The sequence below is a fragment of the Natronomonas aquatica genome, from assembly GCF_024449025.1.
Taxonomy (GTDB): Archaea; Halobacteriota; Halobacteria; order Halobacteriales; family Haloarculaceae; genus Natronomonas; species Natronomonas aquatica.
In genome coordinates, this window is record NZ_JAHLKM010000013.1 from 21,151 (window position 1) to 46,787 (window position 25,637).

26 protein-coding genes are annotated in these 25,637 nt (G+C 64.5%); 12 read left to right on the forward strand and 14 right to left on the reverse strand.

Annotation, left to right across the window (positions count from 1 at the left end; genetic code table 11):
* Positions 1 to 30: 30 nt before the first annotated feature.
* Positions 31 to 1,824 (reverse strand): ABC transporter ATP-binding protein, encoded by a 1,794-nt coding sequence (locus tag KM295_RS10300; protein ID WP_256029866.1) that lies wholly within the window; start codon positions 1,822 to 1,824, stop codon positions 31 to 33.
* A gap of 106 nt (positions 1,825 to 1,930) precedes the next feature.
* Positions 1,931 to 3,103, reverse strand: coding sequence for an NAD-dependent epimerase/dehydratase family protein (locus tag KM295_RS10305; RefSeq protein ID WP_256029867.1), 1,173 nt, complete (start codon positions 3,101 to 3,103; stop codon positions 1,931 to 1,933).
* Positions 3,104 to 3,442: 339 nt separating this feature from the next.
* On the opposite strand from KM295_RS10305, the gene KM295_RS10310 reads away from it, so the two are divergent.
* Both KM295_RS10310 and KM295_RS10315 read left to right on the forward strand, forming a co-directional pair.
* Positions 3,443 to 3,691, forward strand: coding sequence for a hypothetical protein (locus KM295_RS10310; protein WP_256029868.1), 249 nt, complete (start codon positions 3,443 to 3,445; stop codon positions 3,689 to 3,691).
* Positions 3,688 to 4,083, forward strand: coding sequence for a PIN domain-containing protein (locus KM295_RS10315; RefSeq protein ID WP_256029869.1), 396 nt, complete (start codon positions 3,688 to 3,690; stop codon positions 4,081 to 4,083). Before KM295_RS10310 ends, KM295_RS10315 begins: the two co-directional genes overlap by 4 nt.
* Before the next feature lie 67 nt (positions 4,084 to 4,150).
* Here KM295_RS10315 and KM295_RS10320 read toward each other — a convergent pair whose 3' ends face one another.
* Positions 4,151 to 5,137, reverse strand: a complete 987-nt coding sequence (locus KM295_RS10320) for an SDR family oxidoreductase (RefSeq protein WP_256029870.1) — start codon at positions 5,135 to 5,137, stop codon at positions 4,151 to 4,153.
* A 176-nt stretch (positions 5,138 to 5,313) separates the two neighbouring features.
* Positions 5,314 to 6,699, reverse strand: a complete 1,386-nt coding sequence (locus KM295_RS10325; protein ID WP_256029871.1) for an ATP-binding protein — start codon at positions 6,697 to 6,699, stop codon at positions 5,314 to 5,316.
* Between the two features lie 98 nt (positions 6,700 to 6,797).
* Here KM295_RS10325 and KM295_RS10330 point away from each other — a divergent pair, with 98 nt between their 5' ends.
* On the forward strand, positions 6,798 to 6,959 hold the full coding sequence (locus KM295_RS10330; RefSeq protein WP_418904784.1) for a hypothetical protein: 162 nt from the start codon (positions 6,798 to 6,800) through the stop codon (positions 6,957 to 6,959).
* A 63-nt stretch (positions 6,960 to 7,022) separates the two neighbouring features.
* A complete protein-coding gene (locus KM295_RS10335; RefSeq protein ID WP_256029872.1) occupies positions 7,023 to 8,159 on the forward strand; it encodes a CapA family protein in 1,137 nt (378 codons plus the stop codon).
* 4 nt (positions 8,160 to 8,163) lie between these two features.
* Here KM295_RS10335 and KM295_RS10340 read toward each other — a convergent pair whose 3' ends face one another.
* Positions 8,164 to 9,504 (reverse strand): outer membrane protein assembly factor BamB family protein, encoded by a 1,341-nt coding sequence (locus tag KM295_RS10340; protein ID WP_256029873.1) that lies wholly within the window; start codon positions 9,502 to 9,504, stop codon positions 8,164 to 8,166.
* Positions 9,505 to 9,770: 266 nt separating this feature from the next.
* Between KM295_RS10340 and KM295_RS10345 the strand changes: the two genes are divergently transcribed.
* From KM295_RS10345 to KM295_RS10355, 3 genes are all read left to right on the forward strand, one after another.
* Positions 9,771 to 10,913 carry an acyl-CoA dehydrogenase gene (locus KM295_RS10345; RefSeq protein WP_256029874.1) on the forward strand — a complete coding sequence of 381 codons (1,143 nt, stop codon included), beginning with the start codon at positions 9,771 to 9,773 and terminating at the stop codon, positions 10,911 to 10,913.
* An 85-nt stretch (positions 10,914 to 10,998) separates the two neighbouring features.
* Positions 10,999 to 11,322, forward strand: coding sequence for a hypothetical protein (locus KM295_RS10350; RefSeq protein ID WP_256029875.1), 324 nt, complete (start codon positions 10,999 to 11,001; stop codon positions 11,320 to 11,322).
* Positions 11,323 to 11,832, forward strand: coding sequence for a PIN domain-containing protein (locus KM295_RS10355; RefSeq protein WP_256029876.1), 510 nt, complete (start codon positions 11,323 to 11,325; stop codon positions 11,830 to 11,832).
* A 98-nt stretch (positions 11,833 to 11,930) separates the two neighbouring features.
* Here the strand turns inward: KM295_RS10355 and KM295_RS10360 are convergent, their stop codons facing one another.
* Positions 11,931 to 12,227: a PadR family transcriptional regulator gene (locus KM295_RS10360; protein ID WP_256029877.1), complete on the reverse strand. Its 297-nt coding sequence runs from the start codon at positions 12,225 to 12,227 to the stop codon at positions 11,931 to 11,933.
* 91 nt (positions 12,228 to 12,318) lie between these two features.
* Between KM295_RS10360 and KM295_RS10365 the strand changes: the two genes are divergently transcribed.
* Positions 12,319 to 12,588 carry a DUF7111 family protein gene (locus KM295_RS10365; protein WP_256029878.1) on the forward strand — a complete coding sequence of 90 codons (270 nt, stop codon included), beginning with the start codon at positions 12,319 to 12,321 and terminating at the stop codon, positions 12,586 to 12,588.
* A gap of 80 nt (positions 12,589 to 12,668) precedes the next feature.
* Positions 12,669 to 14,990 carry a DUF7527 domain-containing protein gene (locus tag KM295_RS10370; protein ID WP_256029879.1) on the forward strand — a complete coding sequence of 774 codons (2,322 nt, stop codon included), beginning with the start codon at positions 12,669 to 12,671 and terminating at the stop codon, positions 14,988 to 14,990.
* A gap of 50 nt (positions 14,991 to 15,040) precedes the next feature.
* On the opposite strand, the gene KM295_RS10375 is transcribed toward KM295_RS10370, so the two are convergent.
* On the reverse strand, positions 15,041 to 15,346 hold the full coding sequence (locus KM295_RS10375) for a hypothetical protein (RefSeq protein WP_256029880.1): 306 nt from the start codon (positions 15,344 to 15,346) through the stop codon (positions 15,041 to 15,043).
* Between the two features lie 308 nt (positions 15,347 to 15,654).
* Here KM295_RS10375 and KM295_RS10380 point away from each other — a divergent pair, with 308 nt between their 5' ends.
* Positions 15,655 to 17,025: an adenylosuccinate synthase gene (locus KM295_RS10380; RefSeq protein ID WP_256029881.1), complete on the forward strand. Its 1,371-nt coding sequence runs from the start codon at positions 15,655 to 15,657 to the stop codon at positions 17,023 to 17,025.
* On the opposite strand, the gene KM295_RS10385 is transcribed toward KM295_RS10380, so the two are convergent.
* From KM295_RS10385 to KM295_RS10400, 4 genes are all read right to left on the reverse strand, one after another.
* Positions 17,022 to 17,426 (reverse strand): hypothetical protein, encoded by a 405-nt coding sequence (locus KM295_RS10385; RefSeq protein ID WP_256029882.1) that lies wholly within the window; start codon positions 17,424 to 17,426, stop codon positions 17,022 to 17,024. The two genes, KM295_RS10380 and KM295_RS10385, sit on opposite strands and share 4 nt — an antisense overlap.
* A 50-nt stretch (positions 17,427 to 17,476) precedes the next feature.
* A complete protein-coding gene (locus KM295_RS10390) occupies positions 17,477 to 19,387 on the reverse strand; it encodes a methyl-accepting chemotaxis protein (RefSeq protein ID WP_256029883.1) in 1,911 nt (636 codons plus the stop codon).
* A 348-nt stretch (positions 19,388 to 19,735) separates the two neighbouring features.
* Positions 19,736 to 20,692 (reverse strand): transcription initiation factor IIB, encoded by a 957-nt coding sequence (locus tag KM295_RS10395; RefSeq protein ID WP_256029884.1) that lies wholly within the window; start codon positions 20,690 to 20,692, stop codon positions 19,736 to 19,738.
* A 142-nt stretch (positions 20,693 to 20,834) separates the two neighbouring features.
* A complete protein-coding gene (locus KM295_RS10400; protein WP_256029885.1) occupies positions 20,835 to 21,032 on the reverse strand; it encodes a hypothetical protein in 198 nt (65 codons plus the stop codon).
* Between the two features lie 55 nt (positions 21,033 to 21,087).
* Between KM295_RS10400 and KM295_RS10405 the strand changes: the two genes are divergently transcribed.
* Complete coding sequence (locus KM295_RS10405; protein WP_272494375.1) at positions 21,088 to 22,530, forward strand: MATE family efflux transporter; 1,443 nt, start codon at positions 21,088 to 21,090, stop codon at positions 22,528 to 22,530.
* 30 nt (positions 22,531 to 22,560) lie between these two features.
* Here KM295_RS10405 and KM295_RS10410 read toward each other — a convergent pair whose 3' ends face one another.
* Together KM295_RS10410 and KM295_RS10415 are read right to left on the reverse strand one after the other, a co-directional pair.
* Positions 22,561 to 23,544: an alpha-ketoacid dehydrogenase subunit beta gene (locus KM295_RS10410; protein WP_256029887.1), complete on the reverse strand. Its 984-nt coding sequence runs from the start codon at positions 23,542 to 23,544 to the stop codon at positions 22,561 to 22,563.
* A 2-nt stretch (positions 23,545 to 23,546) separates the two neighbouring features.
* Positions 23,547 to 24,659, reverse strand: a complete 1,113-nt coding sequence (locus tag KM295_RS10415) for a thiamine pyrophosphate-dependent enzyme (protein ID WP_256029888.1) — start codon at positions 24,657 to 24,659, stop codon at positions 23,547 to 23,549.
* Between the two features lie 176 nt (positions 24,660 to 24,835).
* On the opposite strand from KM295_RS10415, the gene KM295_RS10420 reads away from it, so the two are divergent.
* A complete protein-coding gene (locus KM295_RS10420) occupies positions 24,836 to 25,267 on the forward strand; it encodes a universal stress protein (protein ID WP_256029889.1) in 432 nt (143 codons plus the stop codon).
* Positions 25,268 to 25,276: 9 nt separating this feature from the next.
* On the opposite strand, the gene KM295_RS10425 is transcribed toward KM295_RS10420, so the two are convergent.
* Positions 25,277 to 25,561, reverse strand: coding sequence for an amphi-Trp domain-containing protein (locus KM295_RS10425; protein ID WP_256029890.1), 285 nt, complete (start codon positions 25,559 to 25,561; stop codon positions 25,277 to 25,279).
* Positions 25,562 to 25,637: the final 76 nt, after the last annotated feature.

Here is a 25,637-nt window from a genome sequence, read left to right on the forward strand (position 1 = left end):
CCGACGCCTAACGCCGGTCGCCGCAGCAGATCAATTCCGGGACTGGATCGCATACAGCTCCGCGTACTCCCCGTCATCGGACAGCAACTCGTCGTGGGTCCCTTCTTCGATGATCTCGCCCTGATCGACGGTATAGATCCGATCGGCGTTCTTGACCGTCGAGAGCCGATGAGCGATCGCGATCATCCCGTAATCGCGGTCCATCGACTCGATCGCGTCCTGTACCTCCCGTTCGAGGCTCGAATCCAGATCGCTGGTAGCCTCATCGAGCACGAGAAAGTCGGCGTCCTTCAGCAGCGCCCGCGCTAACGCCACCCGCTGGCGCTGTCCCCCGGAGAGTCGAACTCCGTCATCACCGAGCTGTGACTCGTAGCCGTTCGGCAACTCGTCGAGGAACTCATCGACCTTCGCGATTTCACACACCCGTTCGACGTCCGATCGAGTCGCCTCGCGGTTCCCGATCGTCACGTTGTTCTCCAGCGTATCGCTGAAAATGAAGGGCTGCTGGCGGACGACCGCGATCCGTTCGCGCCACTCCTCAATATCGTATTCCTCGATCGACACGCCGTCGCCTCGGATCTCGCCGCGATCGGGGTCGTACATCCGCGCGAGCAGCGAGACGATCGTCGATTTCCCCGCGCCGGACTGGCCGACGAAGGCGACGAACTCCCCGCGTTCGACGTCGAAGGAGATCCCGTCGAGAACCGTCTCCTCCTCGTTGTACGAGAAGTGAACGTCCTCGAAATCGACCCGGTCGACTGAGTCGACGGATCGATCCCCGTCCGTCTCGATCCGCCCGTCGAGGTCGTCAAGGAACTGCTGTGTGCGGACGAGATGGGCGACGTTCCCCTCTACCGAGTAGAGCTGGCTGTTCAGCCGACTCACCCGCGGCGCCAGCTGGAACATCGCGATCAGGAACACGCCCAATTCGCCGAGCGACAATTCGGTGAACACGAACCCGACGTAGATCAACGCGAAGATCGTCATCGCTGCAGACAACTGATAGAAGTTCTGTACCGCCTCTTGGTTGCGCGTGAGATCGACCGACGAGCTAGCGTATTGTTCAACCGAGTCCCGAAAGTCCGAGAAGATCTCCTTGCCAAGTCCGAATAGCTTCACATCCCGTATCCCCTGCGTCCCCGCTTGCACCGATTCCTGTACCCGTTCGTTCGCTTCAGCAACGCGTGTTCCGACGGTCACGGCGGGTTCGATCACTTTCCGCAAAACGATGGTGATCACACCGAGGATCCCGATTGCGAGCAGCGTCATCGTTGACGCGATGTAGAACATGACACCGAGATACATGACCACGAGGAAGGTCGTCTCCATGAGGGTCACACCCTTTGAGATGACCTGAGCCGAATATCCCGTTTCCGTGATGATCGCGTTCAACACGTCGTCGGAGCCCTCCTCGTCGAAGTAGCCCACCTCGGCGTCGAGCGCCCCTCGGAAGGCACGTGTTCGGAGGTCTCTCTCGTACTGTTTCGCGAGGATGGCCTTCAGCCACGCCACGAGAAACGACATCGTGAACCGTCCGGCCATCACCGCTGCGACGCCGAGAATCAGATAGCCGAGTTCGAACGGGATGCCGAGAATCTCGTAGGTCGCAAGGAAGGCGTTCAAGACGGGGCCACCGCTTTCGACGGCGCCGTCGGTCTGGGCGACCTGGATGATCGGGTAGATGAACCCCAGGCCGACGCCCTCGAGGAAGGCCACGAAACCGCCGAACACGACGAGCCCGAGGGTGAAGGTTGGGCGGTATCGGGCGACCCGCTTCAGGGCGTCGAACTTCTGTTGCCACGTGAGATCGTCTGCGTCTGCCATTCAGTTACTACTGGTATCCTTGCTCGATTGAAAAGGGTGACTGTTCGGCGTCGTATCGTCGTGGAGAGACACAAACGGGCGATCCAAACATACGTCCCGAAGAACGCTACTCTTCAGTCAACACGCCCGGCAGGAACCGGTCCTCGTGGGCTTCGATCGTCCCTCGATGCTCGACGAGCGAACCCAGGATCTCCCGGACGCCCTCCTCGAACGTGGTCGATTGGCCGCCGATCAGCTCGGCGTAGCGGTCGTTTTCGATCTCCATCTTGTGCGTTTCGTCCTCGTCACGGGGGTTCTCGAAGTGCTCGACGTCGACGTCGAGATCGAACTCCCCCGAGACGTCCGCGATCGTCTCGGCGATCTCGACGATGCTGATCGGGCGCGTCACCTGATTGTAGACGACGTGAGCGTCGGGGCGATCCTCCACATCGCCGAGGGCCAACCGTGCCAGGCCCTCGACGGCGTCCTCGAGCGCGATGAAGGGCTTGCGCTGTTCGCCTTTCCCGTAGACGGTCATCGGGTAGCCGGCGACCGCCTGTGCACAGAAGCGGTGGGCGACGACGCCGAAGTAGTAATCGAAGTCGAAACGGGTCGCGAGCCGGGGGTCGGCCGCCGTCTCCTCGGTTTCGGTCCCGTAGGTGATCGCCGTCCGGACGTCCGAAATCGGAATATCGAACTGCTCGTGGGCGAGGCGCATGTTCGCTGCGTCGTGCGATTTTGTCATATGATACCAGCTCCCACTCATTGCCGGGAACGGCACCTCGTCGCGTTCGCCTTGGCTCTCCATCGTGGCGCCACCCTCGGGGATCGGGAACTCGGGCGCGCCGTAGACGCCCGTGGTGGTCGTCTCGATGAAGTGCGTATCGCCCAGCCCGTTTTCGTGAAGGCCCCACAGGAGGTTCCGCGTCGCCTGGAGGTTGTTGTGTTGGGTGTAGTTCGCCCGCTCGCCGTTGATCTGCGAATAGGGGGCGGAGGGCTGGGCGGCGGCGTGGACGACGACGGACGGTTCGTGGACCGACAACAATCGATCGACAGTCGCCCGATCGGTCAGATCGCCTTCCACGAAAGAGAGGTTCGAACAGCCGTGAACGTCTTCGGCGGCGTCGATGCGCTCGTCGATGCTCGCGATCGGGACGGCGCTCGTCGAGCCGACCGACTCGACCCACTCCCGCCGCGCGAAGTTATCGACGAGGACGATTCGTTCGTCGGTCCGAGACGCGATCCGAAGTGCCGTCGGCCAGCCGATGTACCCGTCCGCACCCGTAAGAAGGATGGACATACGTTACTCGGCACGTGCGCGAGTGTCGATAAAACCTTTCTCCTTGCGTCCGTACCCCGTCGCGCCCCGACGCTACGACGCCCGCACCAGCGGCTCGTATCACTCCTGGTTCTCCCGAGACCATTCGATGAACGCCGGGATCGTCACGTTTGGGCACATCTGTGGACCGTACGAGATGAAATATTGTAGTGCAACGGCCGAGATTGGCGTGCTCGATTCCGAAGATGTTGGTCGCAAGATCTGTGCATTCGCCGACACGGCTATGAATTCACGTGCAACGTCCCACACGAGAAGAACGGCTGCGTAACGCTCTTAAAACCATATATCCCAATATATTCTATGGTCAAAACCATCCGGGTCTCGGAGGAGTATCACGAGTGGCTGCACGCCCACAAGGAGAGTGACGAGACGATGGAGGAGACGTTACGCCGGATGACGCGAGGGCCACATCCCGACGACGTGGCAGGGCTTCTATCGGAAGAAGAGGCAGCGGACGCCAAGGAGGCGATAGACCGTCTTCGCGGGCGTGACCGCGACCGCCTCGATACCGCCCGCAGCGCGTTCGAACGCGAGAGCGAGGACGAATGATCATCGACTCGTCGTACCTGTTCGATCTGATGGCGGGGGATCCGGACGCGTTCTCGAAGGGCGCGGAACTCGTCGAGAGAGGGGAAATGCAGTGGTTACCGACGCCGGTGGTTTCCGAGACATATTACGGCGTCGCCACGGTTCGCAGCGATACCACCGTACAGGAGGTTCGCAATCGCCTTCTCGGATACCCACGCATTGATGTCGACGAAGAGATCGCGCGGACAGCTGGTGAACTCCTCGCAGCGGCAGACGATTACGCGGGAGGGAACGCCGGTGTCGGACCGAACGACGCATATATCGCTGCGATGGCCGATGTTCTCGGCGATGCCGTCCTGACGGACAACGTCGAAGACTTCGAAGCGTTGGGCGTGTCTGTCGAGGTCTACTGACTCGTATCGAACGGTCCGAACAGACCATCAATTCCGGGCCGAAACAGCACCGGAGTTCGAAACGACACTATGAGGCCCGCACTAACGGCTCGTACCACTCCCGGTTCTCTCTGTACCACTCGACGAACTCCGCGACGCCCTCCCTAATCGTCCGGGTCGGCTCATACCCCAACAACTCCCTCGCCTTCGAACTGTCGGCGTGGGTATGCTCGGCGTCGGCGTCGTGGCGCTCTGCGAACTCGAGTTCTAACTCGGGCGCGAGCTGATCGCGGATCTCTTCGGCCAGCGTCAGAATTTCGATGTTGTCGGTGCTCCCGATGTTGAGCGCCGCCCCGTCCGCTGCGTCCGCCGAGAGCAGCGTCACGTTCGCGCCCACCACGTCATCAATATACGTGAAATCCCGCGTCTGGGTGCCGTCGCCGTAGACGACCGGCGGCTCGTCGTTGAGACACCGCGAGACGAAATTCGAGATCGCCATGTTCGGACGCATCCGTGGCCCGTACACCGTGAAGTACCGCAGTGCGACCGCCGGCAGGTCGTACACCTCGCTGTAGGCGCAGGCGTACCGTTCGGCCGAAAGCTTCGAGGCCCCGTACGGCGAGACGGGCGTCGTCGGATGGGCTTCGTCATACGGGAGGTACTGCGGTTTGCCGTACACCGACGACGAGGAGGCGAGGACGACCCGCTCGATGCCGGTGTCGCGGGCGGCATCCAGCACGTTCAGCGTGCCGTCGACGTTGACCGCGTCGTACGTGCGTGGATCCTCAACGCTCGGGCGGACGCCCGCCTGGGCGGCCTGATGATAGACGAACTCGACATCGTCGATGAGCTCGGCGACCAACTCGGCGTCTCGAACGTCGCCTTCGACGAGCCGATAGGTCCCCTCACCTGCCTCGGCGCGGTCCCGACAGATCTCGACGGTGTGATCCTTGATCCGGGTATCGTAGAAGGGATCGAAGTTGTCCAGCACGGTGACGTCGTGGCCGTCGCGAACGAACCGCTCGGCAAGATGCCCACCGATAAAGCCCGCGCCGCCGGTGACGAGAATTCGCATTATCGGGACGAGTCGGGCATCCGTGAAAAGTCTCTCGCGTTCGTGGTGGTTCGATGGCTGCGAATTGCGTCTGGCCGACCTCAAGATAGGCGACATTTCGATGCACGAACGACGGGTGTCGAGTGACCCCTACTATCCCAACAGAGGAATCTTCTCCCTTCAGGGCGGAGAGGATGTCAAGCGTGTTGAGTGATCTCCTCGAGGGGAAACAGCCGAAGATCATCCCGCTCGGAAACGGCGTTCTGTACTGATTGCGTCGCCCCACTCCGGGTGAATAAGGCATACTTCACGTCGATTTCAGCTCCGCTACTGGGTGACCAGCGAATCTCTGCAGCGTGCTCTTCGAGTGAAGCGAGCGCGCTATAATCGAGCGGCGATGCCGTGAATTTACACTCGCCGACGATCATCGTGCCGTCCGCTGTGAATCCGACGACATCAACCTCGTGATCATGATACCACCAGCGACCGATATCGAGAAGTGTCGCGTCCGGATACAACCCCGGGAGCGCGTCTTGACACAGGGTTTCGAACGCCTGACTGACGAAATCGGGGAGTTCGGGTTCGATCACGGCCGCGTAGGCGTCTTCGCCGAGGCGTTCGTACCGATCTTCGTTTCCGTAGACGAACCGGAACCAAAATCGGAAAAGCGGGTCGAGAATGCGATATCGGCCACGGCGTGATTTAGCTTTCTCTTCGGTGATCGGGACTTCGCGTTCGATGAGGCGTAATCGCTCTAATTTCTGGGTGTAGGTCGAAATTTGCTTGCCGTCAATCCCGATCGATTGGGCGATCTCGTTCGATGTCGTCTTGCCTGCGGCGATCGCAGTGAGGATCGCGAAATATCGATTCGGATCCGTGAGTTCGGTCCGGAGTACGTACTCGGGTTCGTTGTGGAGATAGCCGTTCTGTGAGAGCACCTCGTCGGTGAGGACGGTGCCGAGATCCCGATCGAGATCGATCCCATCGAGATAGTACGGAACACCGCCGAAGATGCCCCAGGTGAAGATACGCTCTTCGGGAGTGTAATCATCCGGAACGAATACCTGTGTGGCCGAAAAGTCGAGCGGGCGGACATCGAGCTTCGTCGTAAACCGACCATACAAGGGACTGTTTCCGAGTAGCGTTGCGTCTTCCATCATGCTAATCGAGGACCCAACGAGAACCAGTGTGCCAGAGGTGTTCTGAAACCGGTGATCCCAGAGCCGTTGAATCACTGAGGGAAGACTCTCGTCGGCGTCGATAAGGTACGGGAACTCGTCAAGGACGACGATCGCGTCTTGCTCTCCGAGGTAGCCAAGGAGTGCTTCCCAGTTCTGTTTGATCTCCGTGATTCCGGGAAAGGATTCGGCAGCAACGTCGACGAACTCGTCGAGTTGGAGCTGTGGTGTCGTCTCGGTCGCCTGATAGACGACAGCGTCGTCGCGGTTCGCGAGAGCGTGTTGGACAAGTTGTGTTTTCCCGAGCCGCCGTCGACCGAAAATAACTGCCATCGCTGCCTCGTCGGACTCATAACTTTCACGTAACCGTGAGAGCTCCGTTTCGCGGTTGACAAACTCGTCCATACGTTCCCAACCCGTCGAACCAAATTAATACTTCTGGATAAGCAGATTCAAAATAGGCTAACATAGAATAGGCTAATATAGAATATACAAATGAAACTATGACCTCGTCTCGTGGACTTCCGGTCGCCCGTGCCCTCTACGAGAACACGCGCAAGACCGAGAAGGTCGAACGGCATGAGTCGGCACCGCGCCCGGAGTTGCCAGAGGCAGTTGTGGAGGCACTCGAGTTCGACGAACCCGATCTTGATGCCGGAAGTTGAATCTCCGGAGCCACACCCGACGAGCACAGCGTTCAAGTCGAATCACGCTGTACCTGCCGGGAGATGAGGTTGACGCGCCGGGGATTGCTGGCGGCGGGGGGCTCGACGCTGGCGGGCTGTTCGAGCCTATCCGAGACGGGGACGGAGGGCCGAAGCGATAACGAAACGGACGGAACAGCCGCCGAGACGGACGGGACGGACCGGAAAGACACCGACACCAGGATCGGGTTCGTCGGCGACGTCATGCTGGGACGCAGCGTGAACGACCGCTGGAGCGACGGCGACCCGGCGGGCGTGTGGGGATCGACGCTGGATCGGCTCCGGGAACTCGATGGGCTCGTGTTGAACCTAGAGTGTTGTATCTCCGAGCGCGGAGAAAAGTGGCCGGGAAAGGTCTACTACTTCCGTGCGGATCCGGGGTTCGCGGTGCCGGCGCTCCGGGCGGCGGACGCCTCCGTCGCCTCGCTCGCGAACAACCATATCCTCGATTTCGGCGAGACGGCGCTGGAGGACACGCGCACGCACCTCGCGGATACGGGTGTCGCACACGCGGGCGCCGGCCCCGACCGGGAGAAAGCGTTCGAGCCGGCGATCACCGAATTCGGCGAACTAACGGTCGCGACGATCGCACTGACCAGCCGGTACGAGACGTACGCCTCGACCGAAACCGAGCCAGGTACCGCCCACGTGACGCTCGATTCGTCCGCGTCCGAGACCCGCGAGCTGATCGACGGCGCGCTTGAACGCGCCCGCGAGCGGGACCCCGATCTCGTCGTCGCCTCGCTGCACTGGGGGCCGAACTGGGAGACGGCGCCCGGAGAGAAACAGCAGAACTTCGCCCGGTGGCTCGTCGAGCGCGGCGTCGACGTGGTCCACGGCCACAGCGCGCACGTCCTGCAGGGCATCGAAGTCCACCAGGGCCGCCCGATCATCTACGATGCGGGCGATTTCGTGGACGACTACGTCGACAAGGAGGGACTCCACAACAAGCGCGGCGCGCTGTTCGAGTTGGTCGTCTCCAAGAGGTCGCTCAAAGAACTCCGGGTCGTCCCCACCGAGATCGAGGACGAAACGGCGACGCTGGCCGACGAGACGACGACCGAGTGGGCTCGTGAAACGATACAGGAACGCTCCGAGCCGTTCGGGACGACCATCGAACGCACCGACGAGAGGCTCTCCGTTCCGCTTGGTGGGGAGTAGCGTCTTACTCGCTGGCCACCAGCTTGTACGCACCGCCGTCGATCTCTCCGTTTTCGGGGTCCGGGGCCCGCTCGGCGAAGTAGATCGCGCCGTCGTGGACGCGCGGCGTGCTCGTCACGACGCCGTCGGTGTCGACGTGCCAGACCTCCTCGGCCGTCTCCGTTTCGACGGCGTAGAGCGTCTGGTCCTTCGAGCCGAAGACGATCCGATCCGCACAGACGGTCGGACAGCCGGTCAGCGGCCGGTCCGTCCCGAACCGCCACCGTTCTTCGCCCGTCTGAGCGTCCAGCGCATAGAGGTTGCCGTCGTGGCTCCCCGCGTAGATCTCGTCGCGGGTGGGGTCGACTCCCGGCCCTACCATCGAGAGCCCGCCCGTCTCGAAGGACCAGTCCTCGGTGCCGCTCTCGAGATCGACCCGGTAGATGTGCTCGTCCCAGGAGCCGAAGAAAGCTGCGCCGTCGTAGGCGGTGATCGGCGCCTTGATCTCCCCGTCCGTGTCGTTCTGTGGGTCGGTCTCGAAGGACCACTTGAACTCCAGTTCGGGATACTCCCAGGCGTAGAGGGTGCCGTCGTTCGATCCGAGCGTCATCGTTCCGGTCACCGGGTCGATCGCCGGCGTGGAGTGGGGATGGTCCGTCGGCCGGCTCTCGCTGTCCTCCCAGAGTACGTCCCCGGAGTCGGGATCGACGGCGAAGGTGCTCCCCTCGGGGTCCGGATACTCGACCCCGACGTAGATCCGGTCGCCGTCGTACGCCGGGCTGCCGCCGATCGAGCCGCCGAGTTCGTTCTCCCACTGTTTTTCGCCCGACTGGGCGTCGAACGCATAGAGGATCCCGTCGTAGGCGCCGATGTACACCGTCCCCTCCGTGACGACCGGCGTCCCGTGGATGCCCCGACCGTCCATGTCGGTCTCCTGTTGCCAGCGGACCTCGCCGTCCGGCGAGAGCGCGGTCAGATAGCCCGTGTCTCCGGGGAAGACGACCCCGCCGTCGGGAAGCGGGACCGCGCTCGCTTTCGGCGCCGAGTGGTCGTCCGTGTTGTGTTCGGAGATCCGCCACTCGATGTCGACGGCGTCCGGGACCGTCTGCTCGGGGAAGTACCCCCAGTTCTCCAGCGACCGCCGGAACTGTCTGACGCCCTCGATGACGGTCTGTTCCGCCGGATCCTCGACCGTCTCGGCGGGCTCCGGCAGATCGGGATTTCCGCCAGTCTCTCCGGACCCGTCCTCGTTTCCGCCGCCGTCGCCGTTACCGGAATCGGAACTCGGGGCCTGACAGCCGGCGGCGGCCGCGAACGTACCGACGCTGGCCGCCAACACCGCACGGCGTGATAGTCCGCGCTTCATGTTCTTCCCCGTCATAGCCGTGGACCGCTTATATAACCCCTGAAAAGTCGGTCGCCGGCCGGACCGCGTCGATGCGATGTCAGTCACTCGTGCGCGATCAACTGGGCTGACTACTGTAGAATAGAAGTTCTAATTTCAGAAATCGCGAGTTCCGAAATTACGATTTCTTTCTCGAGTTCTCGTGTGCCGCTCCCTCGGTTACACCGTACAGGGGAGGATATCTCCTGATCAATAAGGTAAAGTTCCCGAGCGCCGCAGAACAAGGTATGGATTTCAGCCTCACGGCCGAACAGAAGCAGATCACCGAGATGGTCTCGGAGTTCGTCGACGAGGAGGTCGTCCCGATCGCCGCCGAGATCGACAAAAAAGACGAGTTCCCCCACGAATTGGTCGATCAGCTCGCCGAACTCGGGCTGATGGGCATGCCCTTCCCCGAAGAGTACGGCGGCGCCGGGCTGGATTATCACGCCTATCCGGCGGCCCTAGAGGAGATCTCGCGAGGGTCGGGCGGGCTCGGGACGATCGTCGCCGCCCACATCTCGCTTGCGGGCAACATGGTCTACGCCTTCGGCAACGAGGCACAGAAAGAGGAGTACCTCACGCCGCTGGCGGAAGGCGAAGAGATCGGCGCCTTCGCGCTCTCGGAGGCCGGCGCGGGCAGCGACGTGCCCGCGATGGTGACGACCGCCGAGAAGGACGGCGACGAGTACGTGATCAACGGCGGCAAGCTGTGGATCTCCAACGGCTCGGTCGCCGACACGGTGACGCTCTTCGCCAAGACCGACCCCGACGCCGGCAACAAGGGTATCTCCTCGTTCATCGTCCGGCCCGAGGAGGACGACGGCTTCATCGTCGAGGGAACCGAGGAGAAACTCGGCGACAAGGGCTGTCCGACTGCCGAGTTGCGCTTCGATGACCTCCGGGTTCCGGAATCGAGGCGGCTCGGCGAGGAGGGCGAGGGGTTCGTGCAGGCGCTGAAGACGCTCAACGGCGGACGGATCACGATCGCGGCCCGGTCGGTCGGGATCGCCCAGGCCGCCCTCGACGAGGCACGCGAGTACGCCCAACAGCGCGAGCAGTTCGGCGATCCGATCTCGGAGTTCCAGGCGATCCAGCACAAACTCGCCGACATGGACACGAAGACGCGGGCCGCCCGCCTGCTCATGCACTCGGCGGCCGACAAGAAGATGGCCGGCGAGAAGTTCGTCAAGGAGGCCGCCCAGGCCAAACTCTACGCGTCGGAAGTGAGCCGGGAGGTCGCAAACGAGGGCATCCAGATCCACGGCGGCTACGGCTACACGAAGGACTTCCCTGCCGAGCGCTTCTACCGGGACGCCAAGCTCAACGAGATCTACGAGGGCACAAGCGAGGTGCTGCGGAACACGATCGCGAGCGAACTGCTGGAGTGAACGACAGGTCGTGTATCTGCCGAGAAAGGGTCGGTTCGTGGCGGCCGACGACAGTGTTTTATTTGCTGGCTCACGATGTACACATATGAGTTCCGGATCGAAGGACAAGCGGCGAGTCCAGTTCCGTGCACCGGAGGGGCTCGTCGAACGAACGGACGTGTTAGCGACCGTGCTCGAAACCGATCGGACGGACGTCATCATCTCGGCGCTCCGTAAGTACCTCCGGGACGCTGCTCACAACGACGAGCTCAAACAGGAGATCGCGGAGGCCTACTACGGGGAGGAGATCTCGTTCGGACAACTGAAAGACCTCGTCGGTCACGAGGAGGCTGCCAACTTCCGCGTCCTCAAAACGCAACTGAGCGAGGAGTTCCTCGAAGATGCCGGGGAGGAGCTCGTCGATTCGTAGATGCAGGTCGTCGCCGATACCTCGGCACTCGTGAGTTTAGGGATAGTAGCTGACAGGGATCATTCCCCTCTCGATTACGTACTCAGCGACCACACCTTGTCCGTTCCCGAACAGGTCATCGATGAATTAGAGGAGACGGCTGTCTACGACGACCCCTCCGGCCGAGGAGCCCGAAACACGCTCGACCGATGTGAAACGTTCGAGATCCACTCGGTCGAGCTGGACGAGACCTTCCCGCTAGACGACGGGGAGAACGCTGCCGTCACGCTGGCAAACGAGATCGGAGCCACTCAGTTCTTCTGTGACGAATTCAATCAGCTCGCGCTCGTACACGCTTCCTTGACGACTGCTCGGCTGGTAACGACACCGACACTGCTCGTGTTGCTCGCCAGACGCGAGAAGCTTTCCGGTGCGGACACAGAGGCTATTCTCACAGCCATAAGCGAGGCGCGGAGCTGGTCTGAGAACGCCTACGTGAACAGAGCACGGACCACGCTGGCCCAGCAGTGACTTCCGCTCATCCGACTCGCGCCCGGTAGATCGAGCTTCCCAACGCAATAGATCAGGGTTCGACCGGGGACGAACCGACCTCAAGTCGGCCCTCCCGATCAGTCGCTCCCCCCGGAGTGTTCCGATTCGTTCAGCCGTTCGTCCATCCACTCGAACTGCGCCTCGACGGCGTCCTTCCCTGCCTCGGTCAGCGAGTAGACGTCCTCGAGGCCTTCGACGTGCTTTTCGACGAATCCGGCCGATTCGAGGGCATCCAGCGCCCCGTAGAACCGGTCGGGGGTCACTCGGCGATCGTACCGCGACTCGAGGGCCGACTTCAGCGCCTGGGCGCGCCGCTCCTCCCCGTACAGAAGGATACAGACGTCGCGGCGGAGCCCGCTCGTGAGCCATTCCATACTACCGTTCGGGGCACCGACCCCCAAAGGCGCTCCGGATGCCACGGCCGGAACCGGTAGTTTTCCGGTCCGTCGGTTCCTATCGTTGGCCATGGTCACGGCCGAATCGGGGGCGATCACCGCCCGCTACCGCGAGACCGACGGCGAACGACTGTTAGAGTTCGAGGCCGACGGCGAAAGCGCCGCGATCGCCCAGAACATCGAGGGGTACGCGATGTTGAAGGTGCGGCCGACAGCCGACGGCGACGAACTCGAACGCTACTACGGCTTCGAGATGGCGCTGGATCACGCCGCGGAGTTGCTCGGCGTCGCACCCAAGGAGTTGCCGGTGCCGGAGGAAGCCGCTGACATGGGCATGTAGACGAGCGCGTTTCTGTTCGGACGCGGGTTCGGCGGGGATCGGTCGGTAGCTATTTCACCGTCGTGTGGCTTTTCGTGTGTATGAACGCCCACTCCGTGCTCGAAGACTGGGAAGTCACCCCCTTCGACGGAGGGTTCGACGGGCTCGCCGATCTCGGCTCTCGCGGGTTCGACGGCGCGGTCGAGGCCGCCGACAAGTGGCTGTTTCTCCGCGACGGCGAGCCGGTCGCCGTCCTCGCGGATCTCGACGCGAATCCCCGTTCCGGCGATATCGACGCCTTCGAGGACGCTTCAGGACAGAAGCACGAGGCGCCGAACCCCGCGGCCGTAACCCTCGCGGCGATGTTCGCCCTCGACGGCGAGGTCCGGGGCCGGTATTTCACCGACGACACGCCGCTTTCGGCGGTCCACGACACGCTCTCGGGCGGCAGCTTCACCGGCTACGTCGAACTCTCCGAGAACGTCCTCAGCGGCGATTATTACTACGTCTACGTCGACGGCGCGGTCGATCACGTCGGGGTCGTCGGCTCGGGCCAGCGGCTCTACGGCGAGGAGGCCCGGACGAAAGCCGAAAACGAGGTCGGCATCTACGCGGTGACGGCTGTCTCGCTTCCGGAACTGGAGCTTCCGGAGCCCGAAGAGACGGAATCGGATGCCGCCACTGGTCCGGGAACGAACGCAGGGGCAGAGCCGGAAACGAAACCGGACACCGACGCAGGAATCGCCCCGACAGCCGGTTCCGACGACGCGTCGGACGCCGAACCGGCCGCCTCCCCGACCGACGACACGTCGGCGGACACGACAACCGCCGCTGACGCTGACGCCGACGCCGACGGGGAGTCCGGTCCGGTCGTAGCGCAGACGACCTCCGAAGACGAAGCCGAAGCCGAGGACGAGGAGGGAGTCGAGAGCGAAGACGACAGTGAAACCGAAGACGAAGCCGAAGGCGAAGGTAGAGACGGGGACGAAAACGGCGACAGAGACGACGGGGACAACGACACGCGAGGCGTAGACACCGATCGGGACCGGCCGGATCGTTCGGACGATCCGACCGACGAGGGCGGGACCGGACAGTCCGAAACGGAGGCCGACGAACCGACGCGGGAGCCCGCCCAGGACCCGTACCCCTCGGCTGGCGGCGAGGCAGGATCGACCGACCGGAGCGACAGCACACGACAGTCTGGACCCGGAACCGGCGAAACCGACCGACAGCCGGCCGAGGAGCCGAACGGGAGCGAGCCGACCGAGACCGCCTCGGGGATTGGCGGGCTCGCAACCCGATCGGTCCCGTCGCTTGACCCCGAACGGAGCAGAGAGGAAAGTGCGGAACCGCCCGGGACCGATCGGACCGGATCGACCGCCAGCCGTGGCCGGACCGCCGACGCCTCCCGTTCGGCTGACGTGTCGAGCGCCGATCCGGGGGCGCCCGGCGCCGCCGGGCGATCCTCGAGCGGGAAACTCGAGGAGTACGAAGCGCGGATCGAAGACCTCGAAGCCGAACTCGCCGAGCACGAATCGACGATCGAGGAGTACGAGGGCCGGATCGAGGCGTACGAGGCGCGAACCGACGAGTACGAAGCGCGGATCGAGGACCTCGAAGCCGAACTCGAGACGGTACGGTCCGAGCGTGACGACCTGGAATCCCGGCTCGAAGCGATGGACGACGGTCCCGCGACCGGGACATCCTACGCTCCCGAGGAGGCGCTCGCGGAGACGAGCCTGTTCGTCCGCGAGCGAACGCGCGGCGAGGCGACCCTCGAGGACGCCCACGACGGAACTGAGGATCGAGAGACGGTCGTCTCGAACCTCCGGATCGACTACCACACGACGTTCGATTCGGCGGACGTGACCGTCGAAAACGATCCCTTCGAGACGTGGCTCCGGTCGTCACCGCCCTACGAGTTCGCCGAGTGGCTCGTCACCGAACTGCTCTTCGAGATCCGATCGACGGGCGCACAGGGCGGCCTCCGGCCGCTGTACGACGCGCTCCCGGCGATTGATCGCATCGGGTTCGGCGAAGAGCTCCCGACCGTGCCGGGAGAATCAGACGATCCCGAGACGAAACAGTTCGACATCGTCGCCCGCGATAAGAAGGGCAATCCCCTCGTGGTCGCCCACTTCGATCAGCAGCGCGACCCGACCCACGCGGACACGATCGGCCCGTTTGTCGCCGACAGCTCCGATATCTGTGAGGCTCACGGGACGCTCGCGGCAGCTATCGCGGTCACCTCGAGTTACTTCGAGGCCGACGCGATGAGCGCGACCGAGGAGGCGACCAGTTCCAGCCTCCTCTCGCGGAGCAAACACCGGAGCTACGTGAAGCTCTCCCGGTCGAACGGCTATCACCTCTGTCTGGTCGAGGCCCGCGAGGGCTCGTTCAACCTGACGGAGCCGGATCTATAGCCGACGCCGCCGCTTTTGGACCAAAGAGACGAGACAGAAACAGAGCCGCGTTAGCCTTCGATCTCCGGGACGTCGTCGATCTTCATCCCTTCGAGCTTGTCGATGATGTCGTCGATCTTCGAGTCGAGATCGTCGACGAACCCGGCGGTGTCCTCCGTCGTGATGGCACCCTGGCTCGAGGGCTCGATGAGGTTCTCTTCCTCGAGGACGCGCAGCGAGTACCGGACCTTGTGGTGGGGGTACCCCGTCTCGTTGGACATCTTGACGATCCCGATCGGCTCGTTCTCGATGACCATCCGGAGAACACGGAGGTGACGTTCCAGCATGTCTACTTCCTTCTCAAGCCTATCTATCATGGCATTTGTTAACTTGTGTTTACAGGTTTTAAATGTTGCTGTCCGTTCGGACTGCTCTCGGGGGGGTTCGACCCGTCGTACGTCAGCGTTTTCGTGTAATATATAAATGCCTTGTGACTGTTACACGTGTGCGAACGGTTCTGCGTTCGGTCGCCGGGGCAGGTGTTGAGAACGGCCCAGCGGCCGCACCGATCGCCGCTTGCGGGATCGCTTCCGGTTTGATTCCGTTTCGGTGCTCGGCGGCCGAGCCCCCGGGTGTGTCCCACAGACCGTAATCTGTTTACCCGATAGACCGGAAGGTAGGTCCGATGACCGTAACCATCGTCGGTTCGCAGCTCGGCGACGAGGGGAAGGGCGGCATCGTCGACGTCTACGGCGATGCCGCGGACGTCGTCGTGCGCTATCAGGGCGGCGACAACGCCGGCCACACCGTCGTCTACGAGGGCGAGGAGTACAAGCTCTCGCTCGTGCCCTCCGGTGCCGTCCGCGGCAAGGTCGGCGTGTTGGGCAACGGCTGTGTCGTCAACCCCTCGACGCTGTTCGAGGAGATCGACACGCTCGAAGAGCGGGGGCTCTCCCCGGACGTCCGGGTCGCCGAACGCGCCCACGCGATCTTGCCCTATCACCGCGTCCTCGATGGGCTCGAGGAGGACGTCAAATCGGACGACGATCTGGCGGCCGGCACGACCGGCCGCGGGATCGGCCCCACCTACGAGGACAAGGCCGGCCGCCGGGGGATCCGGATCGGCGATCTCCTGGATCCCGACACGCTCCGCGAACGGCTCGAGTACGTCGTCCCGCAGAAGCGCGCGCTCGTCGAGGAGGTCTACGACCTTTCGATCGGCGAGGACGTCGACCGGGCGGCCTTCGATACCGAGACGCTCTTCGAGACCTATCGCGCGTTCGGCGAACGGCTCGAACGCGAGGGGATGGCGATAAACTGCGGGGCCTTCCTCGATCGCCGGCTGGAGACGGGCGATGAGATCATGTTCGAGGGCGCCCAGGGCACCTCGATCGACATCGACCACGGGATCTACCCGTACGTCACCTCCTCGAACCCGACCGCGGGCGGGGCGGCGGTCGGCACCGGTCTCGGCCCGACCGTCGTCGGGAGCGGCGAGGTGATCGGGATCGTCAAGGCGTACCTCTCGCGGGTCGGCACGGGACCGCTGCCGACCGAACTCGGATCGGTCGACGGTCAGACTCCCGCCGAGGGCGGCCGACCGTCGGCGGCCGATCTGGCCACGTACATCCGCGACGAGGGCGGCGAGTACGGCACCGTCACCGGCCGGCCGCGCCGGGTCGGCTGGCTCGACATGCCGATGCTTCGGCACGCCGCCCGCGTCAACGGCTTCACCGGCCTCGCCGTCAATCACCTCGACGTCCTTGCCGGGCTCGAGGAAGTCGAGGTCGGGCACGCCTACACGCTCGCGGGCGAGGAACTGTTGACGATGCCGCCGACCACCGAACAGTGGGGCGACTGTGAGGCCCAGTTTCGGACCTTCGAGGGCTGGCCCGACGTCGAGTGGGACGCCGTCGCCAGATCCGGGTACGACGCGCTTCCCGAGAACGCCCGCACGTATCTCGAATACATCGCCGAGGAACTCGACACGCCGATCTACGCGGTGGGCGTCGGCCCCGGCCGCGAGGAAACGATCGTCGTCGAGTCGCCCTATTAATTCCCGTCGTCCGCGTCCGATCGCTTCCGGTAGGCCCGCACCGACAGCACGAGAAATACCGCCCCGAGGACGCGTGCGGCAGTGACGAATTCCTCGCGCCACGCCAGCGAGTCGGCGTCCTCGTAGACCAGACGGCCGCCCGTTTCAAGGTACCGCCGCGGGAAACACAGCGCGAGCGCGGCGAAGACCCCGACGACGTCCAGCAGTCGGTCGTAGACCCGTCCGCCGACGACGGCGACGAGGACGTAGGCGATTCCCTCGGCCCTGACGGTGGGACCGAGCCACCCTTTCGGCGTCGCTTCCTCGGGATTCTCGAAGGCGAGCGTCTCATAGAGGTCTACCGTGCGATCCGGGAACGCTGCGAGGAAAGTACCCAGGATGCCGAACAGTGCTCTAGACATACTCCGGAGGACGAACAGCGGCGGTTTAATTCTGTCCTCGATAGCGAGGTCTATTCGTCCCGTTCGCCGCCGTCGGCCCGCGTCGCGGGCGAGGGCTCCGATTCGGCCTGCGGTGCTGGCGTGGACGCCGGGTCCGCCGAGTCGTCGGTCTCGTCCCGGCCCCCCGTCGTGAACGCGGCGACCTGCTCCGAGAGATCGGTCGCCATGTCGGCGAGTTCCTGGACGTCGGTGACCGTGTCCTCAAGCGAGTCGACCTGCGCAGCGGTCCGCTCGGCGGCGTCCGCCGAGTCGCGGGCGGTGGACTCCCCGGTCGACGAGACGTCCTCGACCATGGACGCGATCTCCTCGGCCGAGGCGGCCTGTTCGTCGGTCGCGTCGCTGATCTCGGTGATCCCGTCCTCGGCCTCCTCGATCGCGGCGGCGATGTCGTCGAACATGGCGATCGTCTCGTCGATCGTTTCGGCGCCGGTCGTTACGCGGTCGCTCATCTCCTCGATGCTGGCGACGGTTTCGTCGGTCGCGCTCCGCGCCGTCTCGATGCGGCTCTCGATCTCGTCGGTGGCCGAGGCGGCTTCCTCAGCCAGGGATTTGACCTCGCTCGCGACGACCGCGAACCCGTCGCCGTCGCCGTCGGCGCTGGCGGCCTCGATGGAGGCGTTCAGCGCCAGGATGTTGGTCTGGGCGGCGATCTCGCCGATCATATCGGCTATCTCGCCGATCTCGTTCATCTGCTCGTTCAGTGCCGTGATCTCCTTGGCGACTTCTTCGGCCTGTGCCTCGATCGCTGCGATCTCCTCGGTCGCGTCGTTCGCGTACTCGCGGCCCGCTTCGCCGCGCTCGACGGCGGTGTTGGCCGTGGCTGCGACTTCCTGTGAGGAGGACGCGATCTCCTCGACCGTCGCCGACATGTCGCTGATCTCGTCCGCCGCGGTTCGGAGCTGGTCGTTCTGTTCTTCGGCGCGAGCCGCGACCTCCGAGACCGATCGCTCGACGTCGGCGCTCGACTCCTTGATCTCCGTCGATCGATCGGCGATGTCGGTGCTGTTTGTCGAGACCGTGTCGGCGAACGATTGGATATCGAGCACCGTTTGCTCGAAATCAGCGATCATATCGTTGAACGCCCGGGCGATCGCGGCCATCGCGTCGTTCTCCACGGCGTCGTCGAGTCGTTGTGTGAGATCGCCGTCGGCACACGCCGTCATGGTGGTCTGATACCGCTCGGCCGTAGACTCAAGTTCCTCGTGTAACGCCGTGATCTCTTCCTTTTGACGGTCGGCTTCCCGCTGTTTCCGCTCGGCAACCTCCTTCGCCTCCTCGATCTCGTCGACCTTCTCTTGGATCCGTTCGCGGGTCCGTTGCCGTTGGATCGCGATCGACTGCCAGAGGAACGTGATCGCCGTCGCGAGCATCAGGACGCCGATCGCGTGGATCCCACCCCAGACGACGGGATTCGCCATGGCTGCCGGGTGATTGTACACCATGAACCACTCGATGAGCCCGAAGACGCTGTGCTGGATCGCGACGTATCCGATCGTGATACCGAACGGAACCCAGTCCTCGTACAGCGCGACGACGCCGACGCCGACGAAGTACAGAAAGTGCGCCTCGATGAAGCCCCCAGTGAAGTACGCGAGGGTCGACGCGGTTGTCATAAATCCCATCGCCGCCAGCGCCGACCGGGCGCGACGCGGCAACTGCGGCAGCGCGGCCGCGATCAGGAGGCCGACGACGAGTCCGCTCCCGGCGAGCGAGTGCGTCATCGGGATGGCCGGCAGTTCGGCACCGGTGACCGATTGGACGCCGGTCATCCGACTGATGCCGAACACCAACGGGACGAGCGCGGCGGTAAATCCGATGATACCACGGTGGCGCTTTCCGAACGATTCCTCGGGGATTTCAGTCCCGTTCGGTGTGTTTTCGATGTACTGGCCGATCGCGGACTGTGAGTGACCCGTGGTCATTGGTCTCCTCTTTTTGCCAGTGACTATAAGTACCGTAACAAAAACGAGGTATAAATGAGCCGTTAGGCTTATACTGAGGATTCGATCGAAACCGACGGTTTCAGCTTGTTATTGTCAGTTTCTCGATGATCTGATACTCTCTTCGATGGACGGTACATCGGAGACGGCGACGAGAACAGTTACACTCAGCGTCGTCTACGTGTCAAAAATCTAAAATCGAGATCGGATCGCTGCCCGTGTCGCCACCGGCGAGACCGCGAGTGACCGAGACAAGACTTTCCGGCCCGGGCAAGCGTTGTCCGCCTCCCGCCGAACTGTCGGTCCGACCGCCGAAACCGATCCCCCCGATCAGTGGATCCCGAGCGCTTCGATCTGCTCTTGATACCGGTTGCGGATCGTCACTTCGGTCACCTGAGCGACCTCGGCGACCTCCCGCTGTGTTTTCTTCTCGTTACAGAGAAGCGAGGCGGCGTAAATGGCGGCCGCGGCATAGCCCGTCGGGGATTTCCCCGAGAGCATCCCCTTCTCGGCGGTGACCTCGATGATCTCCCGTGTCTTCTGTTCGACCTCCTCGCTGAGGCCGAGTTCCGAACAGAAGCGAGGGACGTACTGGACGGGATCGACCGGTTCGAGTCCCAAGGAGAGTTCCTGTGCGATATAGCGGTACGTGCGGCCGATCTCTTTTTGCTCGACGCGGGCGACTTCGGCGACCTCGTCGAGGCTTCGCGGAATCCCTTCCTGTCGGCAGGCCGCATACAGCGCGGCGGTGGCGACGCCCTCGATCGAACGGCCCCGGATGAGGTCGTCGTCGAGCGCCCGCCGGTAGATGACCGAGGCGACCTCCCGGACGGAGCGGGGGACGCCCAGCGCCGAGGACATCCGGTCGATCTCCGAGAGCGCGAACTGGAGGTTCCGCTCGCCGGCGTCCTTGGTCCGGATCCGCTCTTGCCACTTCCGGAGCCGGTGCATCTGGGAGCGTTTTTCCGAAGAGATGGATCGCCCGTAAGCGTCTTTATCCTTCCAGTCGATCTGGGTCGTCAGCCCCTTGTCGTGCATCGTCTGGGTCGTCGGTGCCCCGACGCGGGATTTCGACTGACGCTCGGAGTGGTTGAACGCCCGCCACTCGGGCCCCCGATCGATGTTTTCCTCCTCGATTACGAGCCCACAGTCCTCACAGACCAACTCGCCGCCCCCATCGGCGCTGCGTACCAGCGAGTCCGAATCGCACTCGGGACAGCCGGTCTCTTCTTCCGTCTCCGTCTCGTCCTCGCTGGTGCGCTCTCTCTGACGGGTAGGCCCTGGCATTATACTTATATGATTTGCCTACTCTACATATAAATGCTTTGCACACCCGGCTTTTTGCCCCGTTTGTTTTCGACCAAAAAGAGACAACACAAAAGGGCTTTTCCGGCCGCCCCGACGCAAGGGCATGGGTCCGACGCCGGGTTCACGACGACGGCTCGCCTCGATTGACTGTGCTGTGGTGGTTCTTTCGCTCCTTTTGACGTTCGTGGCGACAGCGGCCGCCGTCACGACGGTCCCCGTGACGGAGCCGCCGGTCGAGACCGAAGACCAAGGACCGATCGTCTCGCCGGCCGCTCTCTTCGCGCTCGCGGCCTGTGTCCTCCTCGGGCGCCGGGTTCATTTCGCTGGCCGCCGAAGGTCCGGCAGTGGCAGAGACCGAGCGCAAGCGGGTCGACATGACGAGTGGCGCGATCGCGCCGCGGCTGGCGCGACTCGCGTGGCCGCTCGTCGTCGGCAACCTGCTCCAGACGTTCTACAACCTCGCCGATATGTTCTGGGTCGGCCGCGTGAGCCCCGACGCCGTCGCCGCCGTCTCGCTCATGTTCCCGCTGTCGTGGATGTTCGTCTCGACGGCGATCGGGATCACGGCGGCGACGATCGCGCTCGTCTCCCAGCACGTCGGCGCCGGCGAGGATCGCCGTGCAGACCACGTCGTCGCCCAGACGCTGCTTTTGACGCTGGCCGTCTCGGTCGCCCTCGCCGCGGCCGGGTACGCTGCCCGCCGACAACTGCTTGCCTTTATCGGCGCCGAGGGGGCCGTCTTCGTGGCGTCGCTGGCCTACATCGAGATCATCTTCCTCTCGTTGCCATTTACGTTCCTGTTTTTCGCCTTCCGTGCCTCGCTGCAGGGAGCCGGCGACACCCGGACCGCGATGTGGCTGATGCTGCTCTCGGCCGGGCTCAACGTCGTGATCGATCCCGTCTTCATCCTCGGGTGGGGGCCGTTCCCCGCGATGGGCACCCGCGGCGCGGCGTGGGCGACGTTTCTCGCCCGCGGGGTCGCCGTCGTCGCCGGGATTTACGTCCTGTTGGTCGGCGGGTTCGGCGTCCGGCTCCGGGTGGGGGATCTCCGGCCCGACCTGCCCGTCCTCCGCCGGCTCGTCTCGATCGGCTACCCCTCGACGATCGACGGCTGGGCCCGAAGCTTCGCGGCGGTGGTCATGGCCGCCCTCGTGGCGCCCTTCGGGACGGCCGCCATCGCCGCCTACGGGATCGGCGTCCGGCTGATGTCGGTCTCCTGGACCGTCGCCGGGGCGGCCGGACAGGCGACGGCGACCGGCGTCGGCCAGAACCTCGGCGCGGGGACGCCGGACCGGGCGGCGCGTGTCACGGGCGTCGCGACCGGCGGGACGATGGCCGTCCTCTTTGCCGTCGCGGCCGCCTGCGTGTTCGCCCCCGAGTTTTTCCTCGGCGTCTTCGTCGACGACCCCGACGTGATCGCCGAGGGCGTGGTCTTTCTGCGGGTCACCGCCCCCTTCTGGGCCTTCTTCGGCGGGACGATGGTGATCCAGGGCGCCTTCCGCGGGGCCGGCCGGACCGAGGTGGCGATGGTGCTGTCGTTTCTCTCGCGGTGGGTGTTCCGCGTGCCGATCGCGCTCGTGCTCGCGTTCGGCGCCGTCACGGTCCCGGGGACGGCGCTCGTCCTCGATGTCGGCCCGAACGTCGGCGTCGTCGGCGTCTGGGTCGCCTACGCCGCCGGCTCGTTCGTCAGCTTTCTCGTTGCCGTCGGTTGGTTCCGGCGTGGCGGCTGGACCGAGGGGGTCCTCGAGTCGGCCGGCGAGGACGGGGACGATCCGAAGCCCGTTCCCCCGGAGGACCTCGACGCGGGGAACGACTGACGGGATCCGGCTCGAACACCCCCGTCGCCGTCATACCTCGACGACGCTTCGGATCGCCTCCTCGATCCGGGCGGCGTTCGGCAACTGGAAGTCCTCCAGTTCGTACAGCGGATAGACGGCGTCCCAGCCGGTGACGCGCTCGATCGGCGCCTCCTGGTAGTACAGCGCCTCCTCCTGTAGCAGGGCGGTGATCTCGCCGGCGAGCCCGCCCGTCCTGGGCGCCTCGTGGACGACGACTGCCCGGCCGGTCTTCTTGAAGGACTCGACGATCGTCCCGGTATCCATCGGCGACAGCGTCCGGAGGTCGACGACCTCGGGGTCGATCCCCTCGCCGGCGACCGCCTCGGCGGCCTCCTGTGTCGGCCGGGTCGACGCGCCCCAGGTGAACACCGAGACGTCCGAGCCCTCGCGCCGGACCGCGGCCTCGCCGATCGGCGTCTCGTAGGTCCCCTCGGGGACGTCCTCGCGGAAGGAGCGGTAGATCTTCTTCGGTTCGAAGAACATCACGGGGTCGGGATCCCGGATCGCCGCCGTCAGCAGCCCTTTCGCGTCGTGTGGTGTACTCGGGGCGACGACCTTGAAGCCGGGGTGGTGGACGAAGATCGCCTCCATCGACTCGCCGTGGAGATCCGGCGCGCGGACGCCGCCGCCGAAGGGCGCCCGCAGCACCATCCGACAGGGGAACTGCCCGCGCGAGCGGGCGTTCATGCGGGCGGCGCGGGTGAAGAGTTGCTCCAGGGCGGCGTAGGTAAAGCCCATGAACTGGATCTCCGCGATCGGGCGCATCCCCGAGGCCGCCAGCCCGATCGCCGCGCCGGCGATACCGGTCTCCGAAAGCGGCGTGTCGATCACCCGCTCGGGGCCGAACGCGTCGTAGACGCCCTCGGTCGCCCGGAAGACGCCGCCGGAACGGCCGACGTCCTCGCCCAGAAGGACGACCGACTCGTCTTCGGCCATCTCGTCGTGGATCGCCTCGGCGACCGCCTCGACCAGGGTGAGTTTTTCGGCCGCCATGGTTACCACCTGAAGGCCGCCTCGCCGTGGCGATCGACGAGATCGAGCAGTTCCTCGCGCTGGTCGTCGACGTAGTCGGGCGGGTTCGCGAACACCTCGTCGAACACCTCCTCGGGGGACTGGGTTTCGGCGATCTCGAGGGCGCTCTCGGCGGCCTCCCGCGCCCGCTCTTCGGCCGCCTCCCGGATCGATTCGAAATCGTCCGGACCGAGGAGCCCCCGATCTTCGAGGAACGTCTCGTAGCGGTCGATCGGGTCCCGCTCCCGCCAGGCCTCGATGTCGACGTTTTCGCGGTAGTCGTCGGCGTCACTGGAGGAGTGGGCGCCGCGGCGGTAGGTCAGAACCTCCAGGAGATGCGGCTCGCCCGCCCGTGCGGCCTCGACGGCCCGCTTGGTCGCCCGGTAGGTCGCCAGCACGTCGTTGCCGTCGACGAGCGTCCCCTCGAACCCGTAGCCGGCCGCCCGGTCCGCGTACGTGTCGGCCGCGGTCTGTCGCTCGACCGGCGTCGAGATCGCCCACTGGTTGTTGAGTAACAAGAAGACGACCGGTAACTCGAGGGCGCCGGCGAAGTTCAACCCGGCGTGGAAATCGCCCTTGCTGGCGCCGCCGTCGCCGACGCTGACGAGGCCGACCTCGTCTTTGCCCTGCAGTTTCCGCCCCCACATGAGCCCGGCGGTCTGGGGGAGTTGGGTCCCGACGGCGACGATGTGTGGCATCCGCCGTTCGTACGGTTCCATCTCCGCGATGGAGTCAGCCGCCCACTCCTCGTATCCGCGGAGCCAAAACAGCAGGATGTCCTCGAGCGGCCGGCCGCGCTGGATCTGGGCGCCGTACTGGCGCCACTCGGTGTTCATCCAGTCGCGATCCGACAGCGCCGCCGCGGGGCCGACGTGGGACGCCTCCAGCCCGCGACACTCCATCCAGAAGTGGAACTCGCCCTGTCGCTGGAGCGTCAGCCCGCGCTCTTCGAGGGCGCGCGCCTGTATCATCGACCCGTACATCCCCCGCAGTTCCTCGTCGGTCAGATCGAGCGCCGCCACCGCCTCGGCGTCGTAGGATCCGTCGGGGGCGAGGATCCGCTCGCAGTCGTCGTACTCCTCCGGGAAGCGTGCCATGGGGGAGCCGTCGGGCGTCCGGGATATATATGTTAACGTGTGTCTGCGGAAGCCACGGACGGTCGGTTCCCGGTCCCGCCAGCGCGGAGGAAACCCGCCAGCGAAGGCCCGGGAGGTTCCACCGCCCGGGACGGAGCCTAACAATATTTACCGCTACACGGGAGATACAGTCACGCATGTTCGATCGCATACTCATTCCGGTCGACGGAAGCGACCCGGCCCGAGACGCCGCACAGCTCGGTATCGACCTGGCGGCCGAACACGACGCAACGGTACACGGACTGTACGTCGTCGAACCCGTCGCGGTGGCCGAGGGCGGGGCCGGCCAGGTGCTCGACGCGATGGAGGCGGCGGGCGAGGAGATCGTCTCGGAACTGGCCGAACAGGCCGAAGCGGAGGGATTGACGGCAGTCACGGCCGTCGAAACGGGGGTCGCCCACCGGAAGATCCTCGAGTACACCGACGCGAACGACATCGATCTCATGGTGGTCGGCACCCACGGCCGGACCGGGCTCGGCCGCTATCTCCTCGGGAGCGTCACCGAAAAGCTCGTCCGGATCTCGGACGTGCCCGTGCTGACGGTCCGGCCGGACGACGAGGAGGAATGAGCGCGTCCGTCACTGGATTTCGAGGTCGCCGTCGTCGCCGTCGTCGCCGCCGTCCTCGTCCCACTCGAGTTCGAACTCCACGCTCAACTCCCCGGGGGCGTCGGCGGGGCCTTCCCGTTCGGCTTTGACCTCGAAGGTCGGGCGTGCCGGCGGCGCCATCGTCACGGACTGTTCGCCCGCCGAGAGCGTGATCGGATCGCCGGCTTCGAGGTTGTCGGCGACGCGTCGGAGGTAGGTCGCGATATCGGCTCTGGACTGTCGGCTTTCGGACTCGAAGAGGACTTCCTCGGGCATACCGTCCCTTGGAGACGTAGCGTCTTAAATACGGTCGCCTCGGGGGGGCCGCGGTCGTCGTCCCCCGTACTGACCC